This is a genomic window from Kitasatospora sp. NPDC056076, assembly GCF_042266305.1.
In the GTDB taxonomy this organism is placed as follows: Bacteria; Actinomycetota; Actinomycetes; order Streptomycetales; family Streptomycetaceae; genus Kitasatospora.
This window is the reverse complement of record NZ_JBHJWG010000026.1, coordinates 50577-68760: the sequence shown is the minus strand read 5'-3', so window position 1 is coordinate 68760 and position 18184 is coordinate 50577. Positions and strand designations below refer to the sequence as shown.

At 74.3% G+C, this 18184-nt stretch carries 13 protein-coding genes; all 13 read right to left on the bottom strand.

Features of this window, described 5'->3' with window-relative positions; genetic code table 11:
• Window positions 1–14 precede the first annotated feature (14 nt).
• The 13 genes from ACFC1T_RS22060 to ACFC1T_RS22000 all read right to left on the bottom strand — a co-directional run bounded on the left by ACFC1T_RS22060 (window position 15) and on the right by ACFC1T_RS22000 (window position 18166).
• On the bottom strand, window positions 15–836 hold the full coding sequence (locus ACFC1T_RS22060) for an ABC transporter permease (protein WP_375891051.1): 822 nt from the start codon (window positions 834–836) through the stop codon (window positions 15–17).
• Window positions 833–1807: an ATP-binding cassette domain-containing protein gene (locus tag ACFC1T_RS22055; RefSeq protein WP_375891049.1), complete on the bottom strand. Its 975-nt coding sequence runs from the start codon at window positions 1805–1807 to the stop codon at window positions 833–835. The genes ACFC1T_RS22060 and ACFC1T_RS22055 overlap by 4 nt, the downstream gene beginning before the upstream one ends.
• A 31-nt stretch (window positions 1808–1838) precedes the next feature.
• Window positions 1839–2945 (bottom strand): thiopeptide maturation pyridine synthase, encoded by a 1107-nt coding sequence (locus tag ACFC1T_RS22050; protein ID WP_375891047.1) that lies wholly within the window; start codon window positions 2943–2945, stop codon window positions 1839–1841.
• Window positions 2942–5344 (bottom strand): lantibiotic dehydratase, encoded by a 2403-nt coding sequence (locus ACFC1T_RS22045; protein ID WP_375891045.1) that lies wholly within the window; start codon window positions 5342–5344, stop codon window positions 2942–2944. The genes ACFC1T_RS22050 and ACFC1T_RS22045 overlap by 4 nt, the downstream gene beginning before the upstream one ends.
• A complete protein-coding gene (locus ACFC1T_RS22040) occupies window positions 5341–7206 on the bottom strand; it encodes a TOMM precursor leader peptide-binding protein (RefSeq protein WP_375891043.1) in 1866 nt (621 codons plus the stop codon). The genes ACFC1T_RS22045 and ACFC1T_RS22040 overlap by 4 nt, the downstream gene beginning before the upstream one ends.
• Window positions 7207–7219: 13 nt before the next feature.
• Window positions 7220–8695 carry a nitroreductase family protein gene (locus tag ACFC1T_RS22035; RefSeq protein WP_375891042.1) on the bottom strand — a complete coding sequence of 492 codons (1476 nt, stop codon included), beginning with the start codon at window positions 8693–8695 and terminating at the stop codon, window positions 7220–7222.
• Window positions 8696–8700: 5 nt separating this feature from the next.
• Window positions 8701–9687, bottom strand: a complete 987-nt coding sequence (locus ACFC1T_RS22030) for a thiopeptide-type bacteriocin biosynthesis protein (protein WP_375891040.1) — start codon at window positions 9685–9687, stop codon at window positions 8701–8703.
• Window positions 9680–12331 (bottom strand): lantibiotic dehydratase, encoded by a 2652-nt coding sequence (locus ACFC1T_RS22025; protein ID WP_375891038.1) that lies wholly within the window; start codon window positions 12329–12331, stop codon window positions 9680–9682. The genes ACFC1T_RS22030 and ACFC1T_RS22025 overlap by 8 nt, the downstream gene beginning before the upstream one ends.
• Window positions 12332–12351: 20 nt before the next feature.
• Window positions 12352–13977: a SagB family peptide dehydrogenase gene (locus ACFC1T_RS22020; protein ID WP_375891037.1), complete on the bottom strand. Its 1626-nt coding sequence runs from the start codon at window positions 13975–13977 to the stop codon at window positions 12352–12354.
• Between the two features lie 26 nt (window positions 13978–14003).
• A complete protein-coding gene (locus tag ACFC1T_RS22015) occupies window positions 14004–15689 on the bottom strand; it encodes a TOMM precursor leader peptide-binding protein (RefSeq protein WP_375891035.1) in 1686 nt (561 codons plus the stop codon).
• Window positions 15682–17697, bottom strand: coding sequence for a hypothetical protein (locus ACFC1T_RS22010; protein ID WP_375891034.1), 2016 nt, complete (start codon window positions 17695–17697; stop codon window positions 15682–15684). The genes ACFC1T_RS22015 and ACFC1T_RS22010 overlap by 8 nt, the downstream gene beginning before the upstream one ends.
• A 120-nt stretch (window positions 17698–17817) precedes the next feature.
• A complete protein-coding gene (locus tag ACFC1T_RS22005) occupies window positions 17818–17982 on the bottom strand; it encodes a thiomuracin/GE37468 family thiazolyl RiPP peptide (protein ID WP_375891032.1) in 165 nt (54 codons plus the stop codon).
• 61 nt (window positions 17983–18043) lie between these two features.
• Window positions 18044–18166: a thiomuracin/GE37468 family thiazolyl RiPP peptide gene (locus tag ACFC1T_RS22000; RefSeq protein WP_375891115.1), complete on the bottom strand. Its 123-nt coding sequence runs from the start codon at window positions 18164–18166 to the stop codon at window positions 18044–18046.
• Between the last annotated feature and the right edge of the window lie 18 nt (window positions 18167–18184).

The following is an 18184-nucleotide window of genomic DNA, read 5'->3' as shown; positions in this document are numbered from 1 at the left end:
TACCCCGGGCCGCCTCAGCCGAGCGCCCGGGCCATGAATCCCCTGATCCCGACCGCCACGGTGACCGCCAGGGCGAGCAGCAGCACCGCCAGGTCCGTCCACAGCGGGATCGCCGACGGGGGTCCGGCCTGGGCCGCGGCCCGTAGGCCCTCGCTGACGTAGGTCAGCGGGTTGAGCGCGGAGACCACCTGGAACCACCTCAGCTGGTCGAGGGAGGACCAGGAGTACTGGACGGACCCGGTGAACGTCAGCGGGGCGAGGACGATCGCGAAGGTGACGCCGATGCGGTCCGGCGACACGACCGTGCCGAGCGCCAGGCCGAGGGCGGCACCGGTCGCCGCGCCGAGGACCAGGACCAGCAGCACCCCCGGCCACCTCGTGGGCGGCCAGCCGGTGGTGCCCAGCACCAGGAACCCGACCGGCGCCATGACCAGTCCGGCGAACAGTCCGCACAGCGTGCCGTAGGCCAGCTTGGCGACCGCGACCAGCTCTCCCGGGATCGGTGCGAGCAGCCGGTCCTCGATCTCGCCGGACCACGAGAAGTCCATGATCAGCGGCATCGCGGTGTTCTCCAGGGCGACGAGCAGCGCGTTGAGCGCCATCACCCCGGGCAGCAGCGTCGCCCCGAAGTCGCCCTTGGTGTAACCGGCTTCGCCGAGCACCTTGCCGAAGACGAAGAACAGCAGCAGCGGCTGGACGATCACCTGGAGCAGGAAGGCGGTCGGTCGGCGGGTGGTGGTGTAGACGTCGCGCCAGAGCACCGCCAGGAAGGTCCGCGTCACGGGACCGACGCCGTCCCGGGGAAGCCGGTCGGCGCCTTCGGTCGCAGTGGTCACCGCAGTTCCCTTCCGGTCAGGCTGATGAACACGTCCTGGAGGCTCGGCCGGGCGATCGACAGGTCGACCAGCTCGGCCCCCCGGTCGGCGACCGCGCGCAGCACGTCCGGCAGCAGGGCCGACGGGTCCTTCTCGGTCCGCACCCGGAAGTACCGGCTGCCGCCGCTCCCCTGCGGCGCGTCGTGCTCGACGCCGTCGGCGCCGGGCAGCCCGGTCAGCGCCTCCAGGATCCCGGCGCTCGGCACCTGCTCGCCGCGGACCTGCGCGGTGACGGTGGTGCCGCCCGGGAGGGCCCCGGTCAGTGCCCGCGGGGTGTCCAGGGCGAGCAGCCGGCCGTGGTCGACGATGCCGATCCGGTCGGACAGGCTCTCGGCCTCGTCCATGTCGTGGGTGGTGAGCACCACGGTGACGCCGCGCTCGCGCAGGTCGCGGATGCGCTCGTGCAGGAACAGCCGGGACTGCGGGTCCAGGCCGGTCGACGGCTCGTCCAGGAACAGCACCTCGGGCGCGTGCATCAGGGCCCGCGCGATGACGACCCGCTGCGCCTGGCCGCCGGAGAGCCGCTCGACCCGCTGGCCGGCCTGCTCGGTGAGCCCCATCAGGTCGAGCAACTCCTCGGCGCGGCCGGTCCGTTCGTCCCGGCCGACGCCGTGGTAGCGCGCGTGGAAGAGCAGGTTCTGCCGCACGTCGAGGGAACGGTCCAGGTTCTGCCGCTGCGGTACGACGGCGAGCAGCCGCTTGGCGGCGGCCGGCCGGGCCACCACGTCGGTGCCGAGGACCAGGCACCGACCGGAGGTCGGGCGGATCCGGGTGGTCAGCACGCCGACGGTGGTGGACTTCCCGGCCCCGTTCGGGCCGAGCAGGCCGAAGACCTCGCCCCGCTCGACGGTGAAGCTCAGGCCGTCCACGGCCGCCGGGGCGTGCGGGTGGTAGCGCTTGACGAGTTCGCTGACGGTGACGGCGTGCGTCATCGCGTCGTCCTTCCTCGGGTGCCCGGACCGGTCACAGCCGACCGCCGCTGTCGACGAACCCGATCAGGTCCTCGATGCGGTCCATCGCGGTGACTCCGTGGACGTCCTCCACGGCCCGGGAGACCACGTGGCAGATCAGGTTGCGTTCCAGCTCGCCGATGCCGAGCCGGTACATGTTGAGGTACATCCAGTTGAGGACGACCCGGTACCGCTTGAAGGTGTGCCAGCCGCCGAGCTGCTCGGCCGCCGGGCGGTGACCGCCGAGCACCCGGTGGAACGGGCTGCGGTCGGACCAGGCGCTCCAGGTGGCGCCCCAGGCCTCCGGGTCGCCGTTCGGGTCGGTGTCGAGCGCCAGCTCGCCGGTGCCGATCAGCCCGTCGGCCCGGTCGCGGTAGCGCAGCAGGACGTCGAGGAGTTCGCCGAAGCGCACCGCGTCGTGGTGGTCCGCGGCCGCGGTGATCTCGACGACCCGCTGCCGGAAGGCCCCGGCGTTGGCCTCGTAGACCTGGTCGAAGCGGGCGCGCAGGCCGTCGGGGTTCTTCGCCAGGAAGGCGTCGGCGTGTCCGCGGTAGGACATGTACCCGTACGTCACCGGCGGGAGGAAGCGGTGCGCCGCCGCGATGAAGAGGTCCACCGCGAGGGCCGTCTTCGAGCCGCCGTCGCGGATCCGGTCGAGGATCCCGAACACCAGGTCGTTGCTGTCGACGTAGTAGTCGGCGAGCAGGTCGGCGGCGGCCGGTCCGCCGAGCACGTGCTCGCGCCGGTCGTACGGCTCCGTCCCGACGCTGTTGTCGGGCGCCCAGGGGGTCAGCGGGCCGCGTTCGCGCTCCACCGCGGCGAGCCGGACGTGCTCGGCGTGCGAGGCCCGCTCGTCCAGGACCACGGTCGACGGGTGCGCCCGCAGGTAGGGCTCCAGCACGTCGGCCACGGCGGGTGCGACGACGCCGTCGAAGACCTCCGCGCTCGCCTGGACCACGATCCGCACGTGCGGCCCGCGCCGCCAGTGCGGCTGGAAGTACACCCGCCGCGCCGCGGGGGCCACCTCCGCGACGAACGGGCGCACCGCGTCGAGCAGCAGATCGGTGCGGTCGGGCTCGTGGTGGAACACGTTCACCGTGCGCCACACGGTCTCTGTCATTCCCGGTCTCCTCGGCAGTTGAGCTCGATGACGTATTCGGTGACTCTGGGCACCCCCTGGTGGTCGAGGAGCGCGGCCTCGGGCCTCGGCGCGACCTCCTGGAACACCGCCGCGTTCGCCGGGTCCCTGGCCAGTCGCTCGAAGGCCAGGACGAGGGGTGGTGAACCGATGTCGACGTACACCGGCTTGCGGCTGCGGTCGCTCGCGACCGACCCGTCCGCGACGACGCCGGTCGGCAGCACGGACACGAAGAACCTCGGGGGCATTCCGAGTTCGGTCAGCCAGGTGGTCAGCAGGAGCAGGAAGTCCGGGTCGGACTGCCCGGCCGCGCGGCACGGCAGCGTCCCCGGCTGGGCCACCCAGGTCGCCCGGCGGAGCACCACCCGGCCGATGCTCAGCCGCGGCGCGTGCAGCACCCGGCCCTGCCCGCTGCCGGCTGCCGCGTCGTGCTGGAGCGGCTGGTCGGGGCGCAGCAGCAGCGGGTTCTCGCCGAACGCCTCGACCAGCAGGGCCATGACCGGCGGGAACTGCCGCTCGTAGGAGAGTCCGCCGTGGACCGGCCTGACGGCCGCGCCGTCGTCGAACAGGGCCGGCAGTCCGTCGCCGTCCAGGCCGACGGTCAGCCGGGCGGGCGGCGGGTAGTCGAGCCGGTCCGGCAGGGCGGGCTCGCGCTGGTTGAGCGAGGTGGCCAGGGTCTGGGTGAACTCCGCGTAGGTCGGCGCGTCCGGGTACACCGCGTCGACCGGGAGCGGGTCGTCCCCGAGGTGGCGCAGCAGCCGGCGCACCTGCGACCGGGCCCGGCCGAAACCGGAGTTGACCGCGTTGACGATCAACTCGTCGGCGTCGCCCTGGGCGTAGACGGCGACCGAGCCGACCGGACGCACCCAGGCGGGCAGCGCGTCGAGCACCTCCTCGATCCGCCGCCGGTCCGGCAGCGCGCGCCGGAGGTCGGCGACCAGGTCCACCAGCCGGCGCACTTCCGCGACCGGGCTGGCGGCCAGGGCCGCGGTCAGCCCGGTCGGGTCGAAGGCGACGGCGGCGGGGTGCAGTCGCCTGGCCTCGTGGCCGTCGCGGAGGAGTTCGGCGTAGAACCGGTCGAACGGCACCGTGGCCCCGTCGCCGAAGCGCTCCCGGATGAACGCGGCGACGGCCAGTTTGAACGGCAGTGCGGAGTCGAAGACGGCGAGCAGTCGGCAGGCGAGCGCCAGGTCGTCCAGGGCCTCCTGCCAGGACGGCAGGCCCGCCTCGACCACGACGCCGGGGATGACCGACTGCTCGGTCAGCACGTCCCGCAGCTTGCCGGTGACGCCGACGCCGCGCAGCCGCTCGTGGAGCGCCTTCCCGAGGACGACCCGGTCGGCTCCCCCGGCATCGCCGTAGGCGCGCAGCTCTTCCCGGAGGGGAGCCAGTGCGGGGACCGTCCCGGCCAACTGCCCCAGCGGGTCGATCCCTTGGTCGTCGAAGTCCGGTTGGAGCAGGAGCAGTCCGCCGGCCACGAGGGAGCGCAGGTATCCGGCCGTCCGCTCCGGCGGCGCGGGGAAGCCCGCCGCCAGCGCGGCGAGGGTCGGGCGGGCGACCGCGGCGCGCAGGCAGTGGCGCAGCGCCGGGGTCAGCGGCAGGGTGAGGAGGTCCTCCGCCGGCGCCGGGCCGAGGAAGCGGACGGTGTCGCCCTCCAGGCGCGCGCTGGGGTTGATCCGGACGGTCGGCTCGGTCGCGCCGGCGGCCAGCGGGGTGAGGACCGACAGGTCGAGATCGACGATCGACCGCGCCCGCTCGGTCGCGGCCCAGCGCAGGGCGGGCCCGTCCGGGACGAACCGGCCGAGGCCGCTGGCGGTGAAGGTGCTGAACGGGCTGGTCTTGACGGCGGCGCGGGCCGCGTAGGCGGCCAGCCGGATCAGCTCCTGCCGCCCGGGCCTGCGGCCGAGCACCTGGTGCAGGGTGGGGCTGGCGTGGGCGAGGCCCTGGTCGAAGCGGGGGTCCGCGCCGAGTTCGCGCAGCGCGGCGTCGACGGCTCGGCCCGCCTCGGCGTACACCGTCGGCAGCTGCGCCCGGTCGGCCCGGTAGCGGCCCAGCGCTCGACCGAACTCGGCGATGTCCGAGGCGAGTTCGGGGCCGAGGGCGGCGGCGGTCCGGGGGTCGGCGAGCAGTCGGGCGGGGTCGCGCAGCTGGTGCACGGTGCGGCGCAGCGCGACCAGCCTGGGCTTGGCCGCGGGGTCGCGCAGCTCCCCGATCACGGTGTGGCAGCGCTCGGACAGCGCCCCGGCGCCGCTGCGCAGTTCGGCGGCCGTACGGGAGAGCGCGAGCAGTTCGCGCCGCAGTCGCCGGTCGGCGAGCTGCTCGACCACGTCGGCGGGCAGGCCCGCGACACGTACTCCGAGGGTGGTGGCGTGGGTGGTCACGGGAAGGGGTGGGGGTGGGGGTTGAGGTCGGCCTCGGTCAGCGGGTGCGGGGCGTGGCCGAGCCGGTACGGCACCTCCAGCGGCCGGGACAGCCCGGTGGTGCGGCGGTTGCGGTGGCCGAAGGTCATGGACAGGGCGCCGGGCGCGATCACCTTGACGCAGGTCAGGCCGGCGGCCTCGTGCAGGGGCGAGGTCTGGTCGACGACCACGACGTCCATGCCGCCCGCCAGCATCCGGTCGACGGCCTCGGTGAGGTCGTCCCGCAGGTCGGTGTGGAGCGGCCAGGGGTTGCGGGCGATCACCTCGTCCCAGCCGGTCAGGCGGTCGCCGTCGAGCAGGAAGGACCAGCGGTCGAGGGCCTCGGGCGTCGCGTTGCCCAGCGAGTGGTCGGTCATGATCCGCACCAGTTCGGGATCGGCGGCCATCCGGCGGGCCCGTTCGGCCTCGGCCGGGTACCTGGCCTGCTCCTGTTCGACGATGGGTGCCAGTTCGCCGAGGGCCGTGAGCACGGCGGCGACCGGGTCCAGGGCCGAGCCGCTGGTGCAGACGACCTTCGGCCGGGTGTCGTCGCCGGTGGTGTCCTGGGCGAGCACCCAGAACGCGCGGATCCCCTCGGTCAGCGTGATGTCGAAGGCCCGCACCCGGCAGCCGGTGCGCTCGATGCGGTCCGCGAGGACCCGGATGCGCGGATCGGGCGCCCGGGCGAGGTCCACCTCGGGCACCGGCATCCGGGCGTACCAGGTCATCAGGAAGGCGTCGCGCTCGACGACTTCGAGGATCCCGTGCAGGATCGCCTCCTCGACGCAACCGCCGAGCGCGCAGCCGTTGGAGATCTCGAAGGTGAAGGGCTTGTCCCTGCGGTCGTCGGGGCGGGCCCTCGGCTGGAACCGCGTCCGGTAGTACGCGTGGGTCTCCGGCACGAGCACCGGGCGGGCCCGGACGAAGGAGTACGCCCACACCCAGTCCACCACCGCGTCCTCGGTGAACGGCTGGTAGGCGCAGTCCGGCTCCCGGTAGCGCTCGGGAGCCAGCAGGCCGAGCGACCGCGGGTCCAGGGCGTCCCCGGCCAGGTCCGCGTAACTGCCGCGCACGGTGGTGCGCTTGCCCCAGGGCCACTGGCCGCCGAGCCGCTCCAGTGCCTCGGCGACGGCGGTGGCCCGGCTGGAGGCGAAGTCACGGGTGCGCCCGAACCCCGCCTCGCCCTGGTAGCCGTACTCGGCCAGGACGGATTCGGTCAGCGGGACCATCGAGTCGCGCATGCCGCGCGGCGGGGCGACCACCCCGGTCTCGGCGTCCACGTAGAGCTCGGTGAGCCGGGCCTCGGAGAGTTCGCCGATCCGGCTGGCGCGGGCCCGCGGCTTGGGCCGGGGGACGGGGGCGATCACCGCCCGTTCCGCGGTGTCCTCGGGCAGCACGCCGCAGACCGCGCACAGCGGGTCCGGGAGGAACGCGTGCCGGGTCAGCGACAGGTCGCGCAGGTCGAGGTACCAGCAGCGGTCCGTGGCGACACCCGAGTGCAGCAGCTCGCGCACGGCCTCGGCGGCGAAGCCGGACAGCCAGGCCGACGGGCTGGCCGCGATCCGCCCGTCCGCGCGCAGTTCGGCCGTCCAGGGCGCGCGTTCGGGTGCGACGGAGCGCCAGGTCTCCAGGCACCAGGCGCAGCCGGGTTCGCCGGGCCGCACCAGCGGGCCGATCACGACCCGGTCGAGTTCGGTCCACACCGGCAGCCAGGGCTCGCCCCGTTCGTGCGCCTCGGTCCAGCCGCCGGTGTCCCAGCCGTCGCGCGCCACCACCAGCATCGACGGCGGGCGCCGGGCGATGGCGTCGGCCAACAGGCCCTCGCCCAGTACGGTGTCGCTCACGAGCCGTTCCTCCTCACCAGGTCAGCCGGAACTCGGGGCGCGGCCCGGCCGGGTGCTCGGTGCCCAGCTGCGCCACCAGCAGACTGCGCCTGCGCCCCTCCAGACCGAACCAGGCGTCCAGCAGGTGGGTGAGCACGTCGTTCTGGATCCGGCCGGCCACGCCCACGGACGCGGCGGCCAGGCAGGCCCGGTGCAGGGCGGCGCCGGCCGCGGCCTGCTGCAGGCGGTACCAGCGCGCACCGAAGCGCTCCTCGGCGGCCTCGGCGTCGCCCACCGGCAGCAGCCAGAGGTTCGCCGTGCGGGCGCCCTGCTGGGTCAGGGCTGCCAGCGCGGCCTCGCGGAGCCGCTGCCGGGGGTTGCCCTCGCCGACCAACTCCAGCCGGTGCTCGTCGGGGAGGTAGCGGTACGCGCCGTCCGGGACTCCGGCCACGTCGGCGACGACGCAGTAGAACTCGACCAGACCGGCCGGCAGGTCCCAGTTCTCCTGCCGCCCGTAGGCGGTGAGGACGGTGGCCAGGGTGCCGATCGCCATGGTGTCGGCCTTGAAGCCGCGCACGGCCGCCCGGCGGTTGCGGGTGCCGGCCCGCAGGTCCGGCTCCGCGTGCGGGAGGCTGATCCACTCGCGCTCGGCCTCGGTCCCGCGCCCATCCTCTCCCTCTGCCTCGGTCCCGCTCTCGCCTCCGCCCTCGCCGGGGGGCGCGGTCAGCAGCGGCTCGGGGGCGGGGCGGCTCTGCCGGAGCACGGACGCGTGCGCGGCGGAGGCGCGCGGGAAGGCCGCCAGCGAGGGGCCCTCGAACGCGGCGGGCACCGGGGCGACCAGCTCGACCACGGCGTGCACCCCCTCCGCCCTCGGGTCCAGCCCCAGCAGCTCGGTGAGGTCGGCGTCGGGGAAGCACAGCCGGGCCGAGGCACCGTCGTCGGCCCCGACCACCAGGGCCTGGGCCACCTGGATGCCCGCCTCCAGGCAGGCGAGGCGGTAGTACATCTCGCCGTACTTGGCGGCCAGCCGCCAGAACACGTTGGTGTGCACCAGGACGGTGCCGGCCGGGCGGGCGGCCACCCAGCCGCAGTAGTCGCCCGAGCGCAGCCGCACCAGGTCGTGCCGGGCCGGATCGTAGTAGTGGACGCCGGTCGGGACCTCCGAGTCGGGCCCGGCGATCACGTACCACTCGGCGCTGTACCGGGCGCCGCCCGAGGGCGTCGGGCGGCGGGTCACCAGCCACTGCAGCGGGTCGTCGTCCGGGATGGCCTCGAAGCTGTCGGTGAAGGGCAGCATGTCCAGCGGGGTCAGCCACTGGGCGCGGGTGATGCCGCCGAGCTCGGCCAGCAGCCGGCCGAGCCGGTGCTCGGACTTCTCGGGCGGCCAGGGCAGCGGATGCCTCGGCGCGCCCGGGTAGCTCTTGACCAGCCGGGGCGGGAACGCCTGCGGGTCCGCCACCTCCGTCGGCGTGTGCACGGTGTCCTGGTAGCGGGTCGCCTCGTCGCTCATGGGCTTCACACCGCGCACAGGTCGAAGGCGGCCCTGGTCAGGAGCAGTCGCAGGTGGGACTCCTGGGCCAGGCTGATGCCGAGCCGGTTGCACATCAGGTGGGTGCAGCGCTCCACGATCAGCTGCGGGACCAGGTGGTTGATGTGCTGGAGCACGTCGGCCGGGGCCTCGAAGTCGGGGTAGGCGTCGAGGCGGCCGAGCAGCTCCAGTTCGACCAGGGTGTCGTTGGCCTCCCGTACGGTCCTGAGCCAGCTGCCGGTCACCGACCCGGCGGGCAGGGCCGTTCCCCTGGTCACGGCCCAGACCGTCTCCAGGGAGGCGCGCAGCTGGGCCTTGTTGGCCTCGAAGTGCTTCTCGAAGTCCGGCGATCCCAGCACCTCCGCCGCCGCTCCGCCGCTCTCCACCAGGAACCGCGCCTGGTAGGCGAGTTCGGGCAGGATGCCGGTGAAGACCGTACGGTTGGCGGCCATCATGGCGAAGGCGTCCATGGCGCGCTGCCCCGCGGTCCGGCCGCGGGCGATCAGTTGGAGCGCCAGCACGCTGGACGCCATGAACTGCTTCTCGACGGCCTCCAGGGAGCGGCCGGTGCCGAACGCCCCGGTCTCGGGCACGTAGTCGACGAACGCGACCGAGTTGTCCGGGTGCAGCACCGTGTCGTGGTCGGCCATCCGCTCCAGGGCGGCGAGTTCGGCCGCGGACTCGGCGTAGGCCCGCTCGGTCAGCCCGGAGGTCGACGGCGTCGTCCGGTAGAACTCCGCCGCGGTCTCCTCGACGGCCGAGCGCGCCTCCTGGACGTGCTCCGGCCGGGTCCGCAGCCGCAGCCGCACGTGCGGGCCGCCCTCCCAGTAGCGGAGGAAGAAGAAGCCGTCGACCAGTCCGGCCCGGCTCAGCCGCTCGACGACGGGCTTGACGACACCGGTGATCACGGCGTCCTGGTCGCCGTGGTAGAAGAGGTGGGCGCTGACCCAACGGTGTGCTGAGGTCTCAGACATAAGTGACTCCGGGCTCGTTCAGTTCCACGATGTACTCCGCCACGTGCTCGCCGCGGACCTGGCCGGGGTCCGGCAGCATCTCGCTGATCTGCACGATCGCGTCCGGCTCGGTGAGCCGGCGTTCCAGCCCGAGCAGCAGCAGCATGCTCGCGAAGTCCACGTAGTTCGGTTTGGTGTCGTTCCCCGGCCGCGGGCCGTTCCCGCCCGCCACCAGCGAGGCCGGGTCGAGGACGGTGACGAAGCACCGTTCCGGGATGCCGTGTTCGGCCAGCCAGTCGGCGACCTTCAACATCCAGGCCGCGCCGGTCGCGGCGTCGGCCCGCCGGGGCAGCCGGTCCGCGCGGGTCATCCACATGGCGCGGCGCAGCACCACGTCTCCGACCGTCAACCGGGGCAGGCGCAGGACGCCGTCGTCGGCGCGCGGGTCGGAGGTCATCCTGAGCTCGGTGTGCGCGCCGAACCAGGTGTTGGACTCGCCGAACGCCTCGATCATGAACCGTGCGGCGGGCGGCAGCAGCCGGTCGGCGCCGAGGCCCGGGTGCACCGGGCGGATCCGCCGGCCGAGCCGCCGCGACACCAGCGCGAGCAGCCCGTCGTCGCCGCACTCCACGTGGAGGTCGTTGACCGGCAGCCGGTCGTCGGCCGCGCGCGTGCTGCGGACCCCGGGGTAGTCGACGACCAGTCCGACGCCGGGCCTGCGGACGTTGACGGCGGACCGGGCCACCGCCTCGAACTCGGCGAACAGCACGTCGTCGTGGGACGCCGCCAGGCCCGGTTCGTCCGGGACGTCGGCGCGCAGGTCGAGGACGTCCAGGATCTGCCGCACCCGGTTGCGGCCGCGGCCGAAGCCGCAGGCGATGCTGTTGACCACCAGGGCCGGGCCGTGCTCGGCGTCGGCCAGCTGGCAGTAGACCGCGAGCGAGGTCGGGGTGCGGACCCACTCCGGCCACTCCTCGGCCAGCTTGCGCACCTCCTCGGGGTCGACCCTGACCACGCCGTCCCGGTCGGGCGTCCGCTCGCCCAGCAGCCGCTTGGCGGCGGTGCGCAGGCGGTACAGCTTGCGCACGGCCGCCACCGGGCTGTCGGCGTCGGCGAACCGGCTGTGCGCCGGACGGGAGCGGCGTCCGGCCGGGCCCGGGGCGGCGTCGGCGGACTGCTCGGCCAGGACGTCGCGGTAGAACACCACCAGCGGGACCCGCGCGCCGGCCGGGTACCTGCGCCGGAACCACGAGTCGAGGGTGAGCTTGAACGGCAGGTCGGGGCCGATCAGTCCGAGCAGGGTGCGCACCGCGTCGAGGTCGTCCAGCAGCGGACGCCAGCGCGCGCGGTCCAGCACAGCCGTCGTGCCCGGGTGCACCGCGTTCTCGTAGAAGCTGTACCGGGCGAACTCCTGGGCCAGCTTCGGGCTCTGGACGTGGGCGTGGTCGCCGACCTCGCGCAGCGCGGTGTCCAGCGCGCGGACCACCGTGTCGCGGACGGCGACCCGGTCTGCGGGCTCGGCGACCGCGGGGTAACTCGACAGCGCCTCGGCCATCTCCTGCAAGGTCCGGTCCAGCCGCTCCAGGCCGGGCTGCCGACACCGCTGGAGCCACTCGCGCAGGTCGCCGACCGGGTCCGCGGACTGGTCGGCGAGCGGCGGGACCAGTTCCAGCAGGCCCAGCGTCACCAGGCGGCGCAGGAACACGTCGACCTGGCGCCCGTCGGCCGCGCGGGCCAGGAGGGTGCCCCGCAGCTCGTCGAAGGTGAGGTCGCCCGTGGTCAGCTCCAGCACCCCGCGCAGGGTCGGGGTGAGCGCGAGGCTGTGCACGTACTCGTCCGGCCGACGGCCCAGGAACAGCAGGGCGCCGTCCTGGACGGTGGCGCTGGGGTTGGTCCGGATCCGGCAGCCGCCGAGCAGCTCGGGGCGTTCGCTGACGGCGCGGGCGATCCGGTGCAGCGATCCGACGCTGACCTCGGTCGAGGTCAGCGAGGCGCTCCGCGGCCCGGCCGGCTCGACGATCTCCCGGCCGGTGCCCCAGGCGGCCAGGCCGCTGCTGGTGAAGGTGGAGTACGGGCTGGTCTTGGAAGCGCAACGGGCCAGGTACTGCGCCAGCCGGAGCACGGTCTGGCGCTGCGGTGGGCGGCCGGTGTCGAACCACTTCCGCAGGGCCAGGAACAGGTCCGGATTGGCGTGCACGAGGCCGAGTTGGAAGGCGGGCAGCCGGGCGGCAGCGAGCAGGGCCTCGTAGCTCGCGGCCCAATCCTGGTCGAGGTGCTCCGGCAGGGCCGCCAGCAGGCGGTCGCGTTCGTCGATCCGTGCCGTCCAGGAGCGGACCGGCTCCGCCAGCTCGGCGGGGACCTCGGCCAGCCGGGCCGGGTCGACGTGGCGGCCGCGGTGCACGGCCCGGCGCACCGCGACCAGCCGGGCCTTGAGCTCGCCGTCCCCGGTGGCGCCGATCGCCGCGTGCAGCAACGTCGACAACTCGTCGGCCCCGGCGGCGATCTCGGCGCGCAGTGCCAGCAGGGCGGTGGCGGTGCGCCAGCTCTCCGCGCAGCGCAGTCCGTCCAGTACGGCGACCGGGCTGCCGGCGAGGCGGACCACGGTGGCCGGGCCGGGCAGGTACCGCACCGGCTCGGGGCCGGCCTCCCACTGTCCGTCCGTCATCTCGTCCGTCGTCCCGTCCGTCACTCCGCCGCCTCCGGCTCCACCGGCACGATCACGCGGCCGCCCGGTCCGGTCCGGGCCAGCAGGATCTGGAAGACCGGGGCGTAGCGCTCCTCGGTCAGTCCGAGCACCGCGCGCACCCCCTCGGCGTGGTAGGCGTTGACGATCCGGCCGGAGAGGCCCTGCGCGGCGGCCGCGACGCAGACCCGGTGGGCGAGCAGGCCCGCCTCCTGGTTGAGCACCCGGTAGCCGCGGTCCCCGAAGGTGTCGAACGCCCAGTCACGGTCGACGACCAGGTGGACGACGGCGTTCATGTGCTGGAAGACCGGTCCGGGGATGGTGACGCGTTCGATCGCGGTGAGGGCGTCCGGGCCGGGGCCCGTCGGGCTTCCCGGGCCGACCGGGTGCAGGGCGCCGGTGGCCGGGTCGAGCCGGTAGCAGCCGGCCGGTACGCCGATGAGGTCGGCGACGGTCAGGTAGACCTCCACCGGCACCGGCGCTCCCGCCGGGACGGCATCGCTACCGACCCCGGTACGGGTGCGGGCCAGCCGCGCCCACAGTGCGAGGCCGTCGACCCGCGAGGCGACCGGGCGGAAGATGCCGGGGCCGGAATCACGGCTCCGCAGCACCTGTGCCAGGTCCGGGTCCGGGACCTCGGTCGCGGGCAGGGCCAGCGGCTCGCGGCCCGACCCGGCGGCCACGGCGGGCCGGACGGGCGGGGCCGGCTCGGCGGCGGCGAAGCCCGCGGTGTCGGTGCGGAAGGAGGCGCGGTTGACGGCCGTGAGCCTCGGGCAGGCCCGCGCCACCGCGAGCCCGCTGCGGACCACCTGCGGCTCGATCGGGTCGACGGTCGCGGACAGGGCCGCCGCCGTCTCCGTCTCCGTGCGGCGGGGGTCTCCGGCGCCCGCACCGGCGAGGTGGAGGGGCAGCACCACGAGGGCCGGCTCCTCGTCGGGGTCGAGTCCGAGCAGCTTGTTGACCGGCTCGTCGAGGAACTGGTGGTGCACCCGGGCCCGCAGTCCCATGGCCCGCGCGACCAGGTCGAGGTTGCCGGTGAGCAGCCCGGCCTCCTGGGTGCACAGCCGGTAGGCGTAGTCGCGGTAGATGTAGGCGGCCTTGGCGAACAGTCCGGAGAGCACGAACACGGCCTCCGGCGGCGCGCCGGCGGTTCCGGTCGCCCTGGCCAGCAGCGGCCGGTGGTCGCCCTCGCGCAGCAGCACCAGCGCGTGGTGCGGGGCGTCGTAGTGGTAGACGCCGTCGGCCAGGCACACGTACAGCTGGACGGCGAACAGGCAGCGGGCGGAGGCGACCATCCGGTGGTAGGGCCAGGTCCCGTTGGTGTCGAACTCCTGCCGGGAGATGCCGTAGCCGTAGCGCAGCAGCGTCGACAGCGCCGGGTCGTCGAGCGCCTCGACCGCACCGAGCACCCCGGGCACCCGGGTGGTCAGGGGGCGTCGGGGCAGACCCCGGTAGATCTTGAACTTCAACGGCTCGTCCGGGTTGGCGTACTCGGACTGCCGGGTCTCCATCGCCTCGGCGAGGTCCTCCAGGCTGACCCGCAGGAACTCCCGCCCCACGCCGGCCTCCTGCGCGGCCGCGGCCCCCTCGGTCATGGTCTCCTCGTCACTCACGGTCGGATCGGTCACGGCCGGATCGGTCACGGCCGCGTCGCTCACGGGAAGGGATGCGGGTGCGGGTTGCGCACCTCGGGCAGCCGGGGCAGTCCGGTCACCCGCCGGGCCGCGTGCCCGAAGGTCATCGGCACCGAGCCCGGTGCCAGCACCTTGACGCATCTGAATCCTCCCGCTGTGTGTTCCATGGAGGTGGTGTCGACGGCGACGACGTCCATCCCGGCCGCCGCGAAGCGCCGGACGGCCTCGTCGAGGTCCGCGCCGATGTCGGTGTGGCTCGGCCACCGCCAGCGTTCGAGCCCCTGCTGCCAGGTCGACGTGACCGGGTCGTCGAGCAGGAAGGCGTACCGGTCGAACGAGCCCGGATCGGCCGCGCAGAGCAGGTGGTCGGCCATCGACACGACCTCGTCCGGGTGCTCGGCCAGGTGCCGGGCCCGCTCGCCCCATCCCGGGTCGAGCGCGAGGACGCCCACGTACTCGACGGTCTGGCTCAGTTCGTGCAGCGCGGCCAGCATCGCCTCCGCCGGGCTCAGTCCGCTGCCGCCGGTCGACACCGCCCTCGGCCGTCCGGTGCCGCTGACGTCCTCGGCGAGCGTCCAGAACGACGGGATCCCGTGCTCCCGGGTGCTGTCGAGGACGTGCACCCGGTAGCCCTGGCGCTCGATCCGCTCGGCCACCAGCGGGATCCGGCGGTCGGGCACCGTGGCGAGGTCGATCCGGGGCAGCGGCGTCCGCCCGTACCAGGCCAGCAGGAAGGCGTCGCGTTCGGCGACTTCGAGGATCCCGTGCAGCACGGCCTCCTCGTAGCAGCCCCCGAGCGCGTTGCCGCTGGAGATCTCACTGGCGAACCTGCGCTCCCCGGCGGGCAGCGGCAGGCGGTAGTGGACGAAGCTCTGCGGCACCAGCACCGGTCGGCCTCGGCCGAAGGAGTAGCCCCACACCCAGTCGGTCTCCGCGTCCTCGGTGAACCTCCGGTACGGGAAGTCCGGGAGCTGGAACCGCTCCTCGGGGTACAGGCCGAGCGTGCGGGGGTCGATCGCGGCCTCGGCCACGTCGGCGTAGCCGGCCCGGACCCCGGTCCGCTTGGCGGGCGCGTACGCGGCCAGCCGTTCCAGCGACTCCGCCACCGCGATGGACCACGCGGAGGCGAAGTCGCGGGTGCGGCCGTAGCCGGCCGGTTCCGTGGCGGTGGCGCCGGGCACGGCCAGGACGGCCCCGGTGAACGGGAACGCGTGCTCGGTGTACGAGGTGACCGAGGGGACCAGGCCGCTCCGCTCGTCCACGTAGGCCGCCCGGAGCGCCTCCCGGTCCAGCGGGCGGACCCGGCTGGACCCGGGTGACGGCTTGGGCCGCACCTCGCGGACGGGTTTCGCGCCCTGCTCGGTGTCGGCCACCGGCACCGAACAGGCCGGGCAGTGCGGATCGTCGAGGAAGGCGTGCCGGGACAGCGCCAGCGTGGCGGTGTCGACGGTCCGGAACCGCCGCGCCCCGGAGTGCGCCGAGGCCAGCCCGGCGACGGTGTCGGCCAGGAAGCTCGGCAGCTCCCGGTCGGGCGCCCCGACGGCCGCTCCGGCGGCCAGCTCGGCGGCCTGTTCGGCGGAGGCCGCCGCGGTGCGTCGGGTGCGCAGGCACTCCGGGCAGCCCGGTGCCCACGGCCCGACGACCACCTGTCGCGGTTCGCGGAGCAGCTGCGGCGGTTCGAGCAGCGCCTGCGGCTGGTCAGCCATGGAGGACCACGGCGCGCACCACGAACGGACACGCGCCGGCCACGGCGGCGTCGTGGTCCAGCGGGACGGCGACCACCCGGCCGCCCTCCCGGGTCAGCCCGGCCACGGCCTCCTCCAGCGTCACCGAGCGGGGCGCCGCGGCCCGCTCCGGCGCGGCGGTTGCGCGCAGGTGCGGGGGCAGCTCGGGCACGGGTGCCGGCGCGTAGGCGGGCTGCTCGGTGGCCCGGGCCTGGTAGGCGAGCAGCGTCCGCTCCAGGCCCTGTTCCAGTGCCGCGGCGACGTCCAGGTCGCTCACGTGGGCGACCGTGCCCGCCGGGGTGGTGAAGGCGAAGGTGGGCAGCCCGAGCAGACCGGACAGGTCGTGGACCTCGAAGGACTCCTCGACGATCGCCAGCAGCTTCCGGTAGCGCTCGGCGCGCGGGGTGAGCTCGGCCGTGTCCAGGTCCAGCAGGGGCAGCGGTCCGGTCGCGGTCGACAGGGCCGCGCCCACCGCGTCGTTGGCAGCGGCCACCACGGCGGCACGCACGGCGGCGGCCCAGTCGTCGCCGGAGGCCACGGTCCGCGCGGGGAAGACCTGCGCGGCGTCCACCGCGACCGGCTCGCCGGTCAGCACGTCCAGGCCGTGCAGCCGGTCGCCCTTGCGGGCGTCGACCATGACGGCCGCGTAGCGCTCGAACGCCCGCCGGACGGCGCGTTGGCGCGACTCGACCACGGTCTCGCCGCAGCCGTGGACGGCGAACGGGCCGCCGGCCAGGCCGACCGGGTCCGAGACCACGACCTCGCTGACGAACAGCGGCAGTTGCTCGTGGTCGCGCTCGGTGACCTCGGCGAGGACGCCGGTCCGGGGGTCGACGAAGTCGACCGCGCGCCGGGCCAGTTCCTCGTCGCCGACGGGCGCCGCGGTCGTCAGGGCGGCCAGCCGGGCCGGGTCGTCCGGCACCACGGGCCGGGCGAGCGGGTGCGGCAGGAACGCGTGCTTCGAGGTCTCCAGGCTCTCCAGGTCGAACCGGACCAGGTGGTCGGACCGCCGGCCGGCGTCGGCACCGGTGCCACCGTCGTTGCCGGGGCCCCCGTCGATGCCGGTGAGCTGGCGGAACGCCGCGAAACAGAGCTGGTTGGCGACCAGCGCGACGGTGGGGCCGCGCAGGAACCCGCTCGGGGCCACCTCCGGGTGGTCCCGCAGATCCGCGCCGACCAGGTCGGGTGCGAGCGCGGACAGTCGACGCCACGCGGACTCCCAGGCGGTGGGATCACCGTTCCCCGCGATCACCGGGCCGATCCACGCCTCGTCCCCCGCCACGACGGTCTGGGCGAACGCGGCACCCGCGGCGACCGCGGCCCCGGGGAGCCGGCGGGCACGCTCGACCATGGGCCGGTCGGCGACGTGCAGCACCATGGTGGCGTCGGCGGCCAGCAGGTCGAGGCGCTCGACGTCCGCCTCCAGGTCGACGATCCGCTGCTCCGGGTCCAGCGCCCGGGACGCCTCCAGGTGCTCCTGGACGCGGTCGCGGTCGAACGGCGACTCACCGAACGGAGCGAGCGGGACGGTCCGCACACCCGCGCGCAGCTGGGAGTTGGCCAGCGCCTGCAGCAGCGGGCCGGAACCGGTCAGCACCACGGGGCCGTCGCGGTAGGTCTCGAAGCGCAGTTCGGGTGAGTCGGTGAAGTACTCGATGAAGGAGATGTTGGCCGCGTAGGTGGCGGCCAGCTCGTCGGACAGGGTGTGCGGACGGTCGTCCAGCACGTTCTTGACGTACCCCTTGGCGAGCAGCAGCATGATCATCTTCGCCGCCGCGGCACGGCTGGACTCCGGTACGACGGCGCACAGTTCGCCGAGCGTCCTGGTGCCGTCCAGCATCGGCGCGATCCGCTGGACGAACTCGTAGGTCGAGGCGCCCTTCAGAATCGACCCGCCCAGGTTGCTGCGGATGTACGCACCCTCCGGAACGCGCATGACGTAGACGTCCCCGCGCAGTCGTGGCCGTACCCGCTCGACATCGACTCCCATGACCACCGCTTCTTCACTCACTCATTGATGACTGGCCAGCAGGAAGGACCGAGAGCCACCCGGTCCTCTTTGATGAACACGCACCGGCTAGAGCACATGTGCCAGGAGATCAGCACCGGATCAGGTGCAGGAGCAGCACGGGCAACAGCAGCAGCAGCTGCTCGCCCCGCCGGACGCGGACAGCTCGGTCAGGCCGTAGCCGGCGGTCACCGAAGCGGGGACCACCTCGCCCAGGTCCACCAGCTCGAAGGCGCTCTCGTCCAGCACCAGGTCGAAGTCCTCCATGTCGTTCACCTCCTTCGTGGGTCTCGTGCGGAACACCTCTCCCGCGGCGTCGTGCACCGGATCAGGTGCAGGAGCAGCACGGGCAGCAACAGCAGCAGCTGCTCTGGCCGCCGGACGCGGACAGCTCGGTCAGGCCGTAGCCGGCGGTCACCGAAGCGGGGACCACCTCGCCCAGGTCCACCAGCTCGAAGGCGCTCTCGTC

Coding starts and splice junctions, on each gene's coding strand:
- ACFC1T_RS22025 (WP_375891038.1), bottom strand. CDS start 12,331: ATGACGGACGGACAGTGGGAGGCCGGCCCCGAGCCGGTGCGGTACCTG.
- ACFC1T_RS22035 (WP_375891042.1), bottom strand. CDS start 8,695: ATGAGCGACGAGGCGACCCGCTACCAGGACACCGTGCACACGCCGACG.
- ACFC1T_RS22050 (WP_375891047.1), bottom strand. CDS start 2,945: ATGACAGAGACCGTGTGGCGCACGGTGAACGTGTTCCACCACGAGCCC.
- ACFC1T_RS22055 (WP_375891049.1), bottom strand. CDS start 1,807: ATGACGCACGCCGTCACCGTCAGCGAACTCGTCAAGCGCTACCACCCG.
- ACFC1T_RS22005 (WP_375891032.1), bottom strand. CDS start 17,982: ATGGAGGACTTCGACCTGGTGCTGGACGAGAGCGCCTTCGAGCTGGTG.
- ACFC1T_RS22015 (WP_375891035.1), bottom strand. CDS start 15,689: ATGGCTGACCAGCCGCAGGCGCTGCTCGAACCGCCGCAGCTGCTCCGC.
- ACFC1T_RS22010 (WP_375891034.1), bottom strand. CDS start 17,697: ATGGGAGTCGATGTCGAGCGGGTACGGCCACGACTGCGCGGGGACGTC.
- ACFC1T_RS22030 (WP_375891040.1), bottom strand. CDS start 9,687: ATGTCTGAGACCTCAGCACACCGTTGGGTCAGCGCCCACCTCTTCTAC.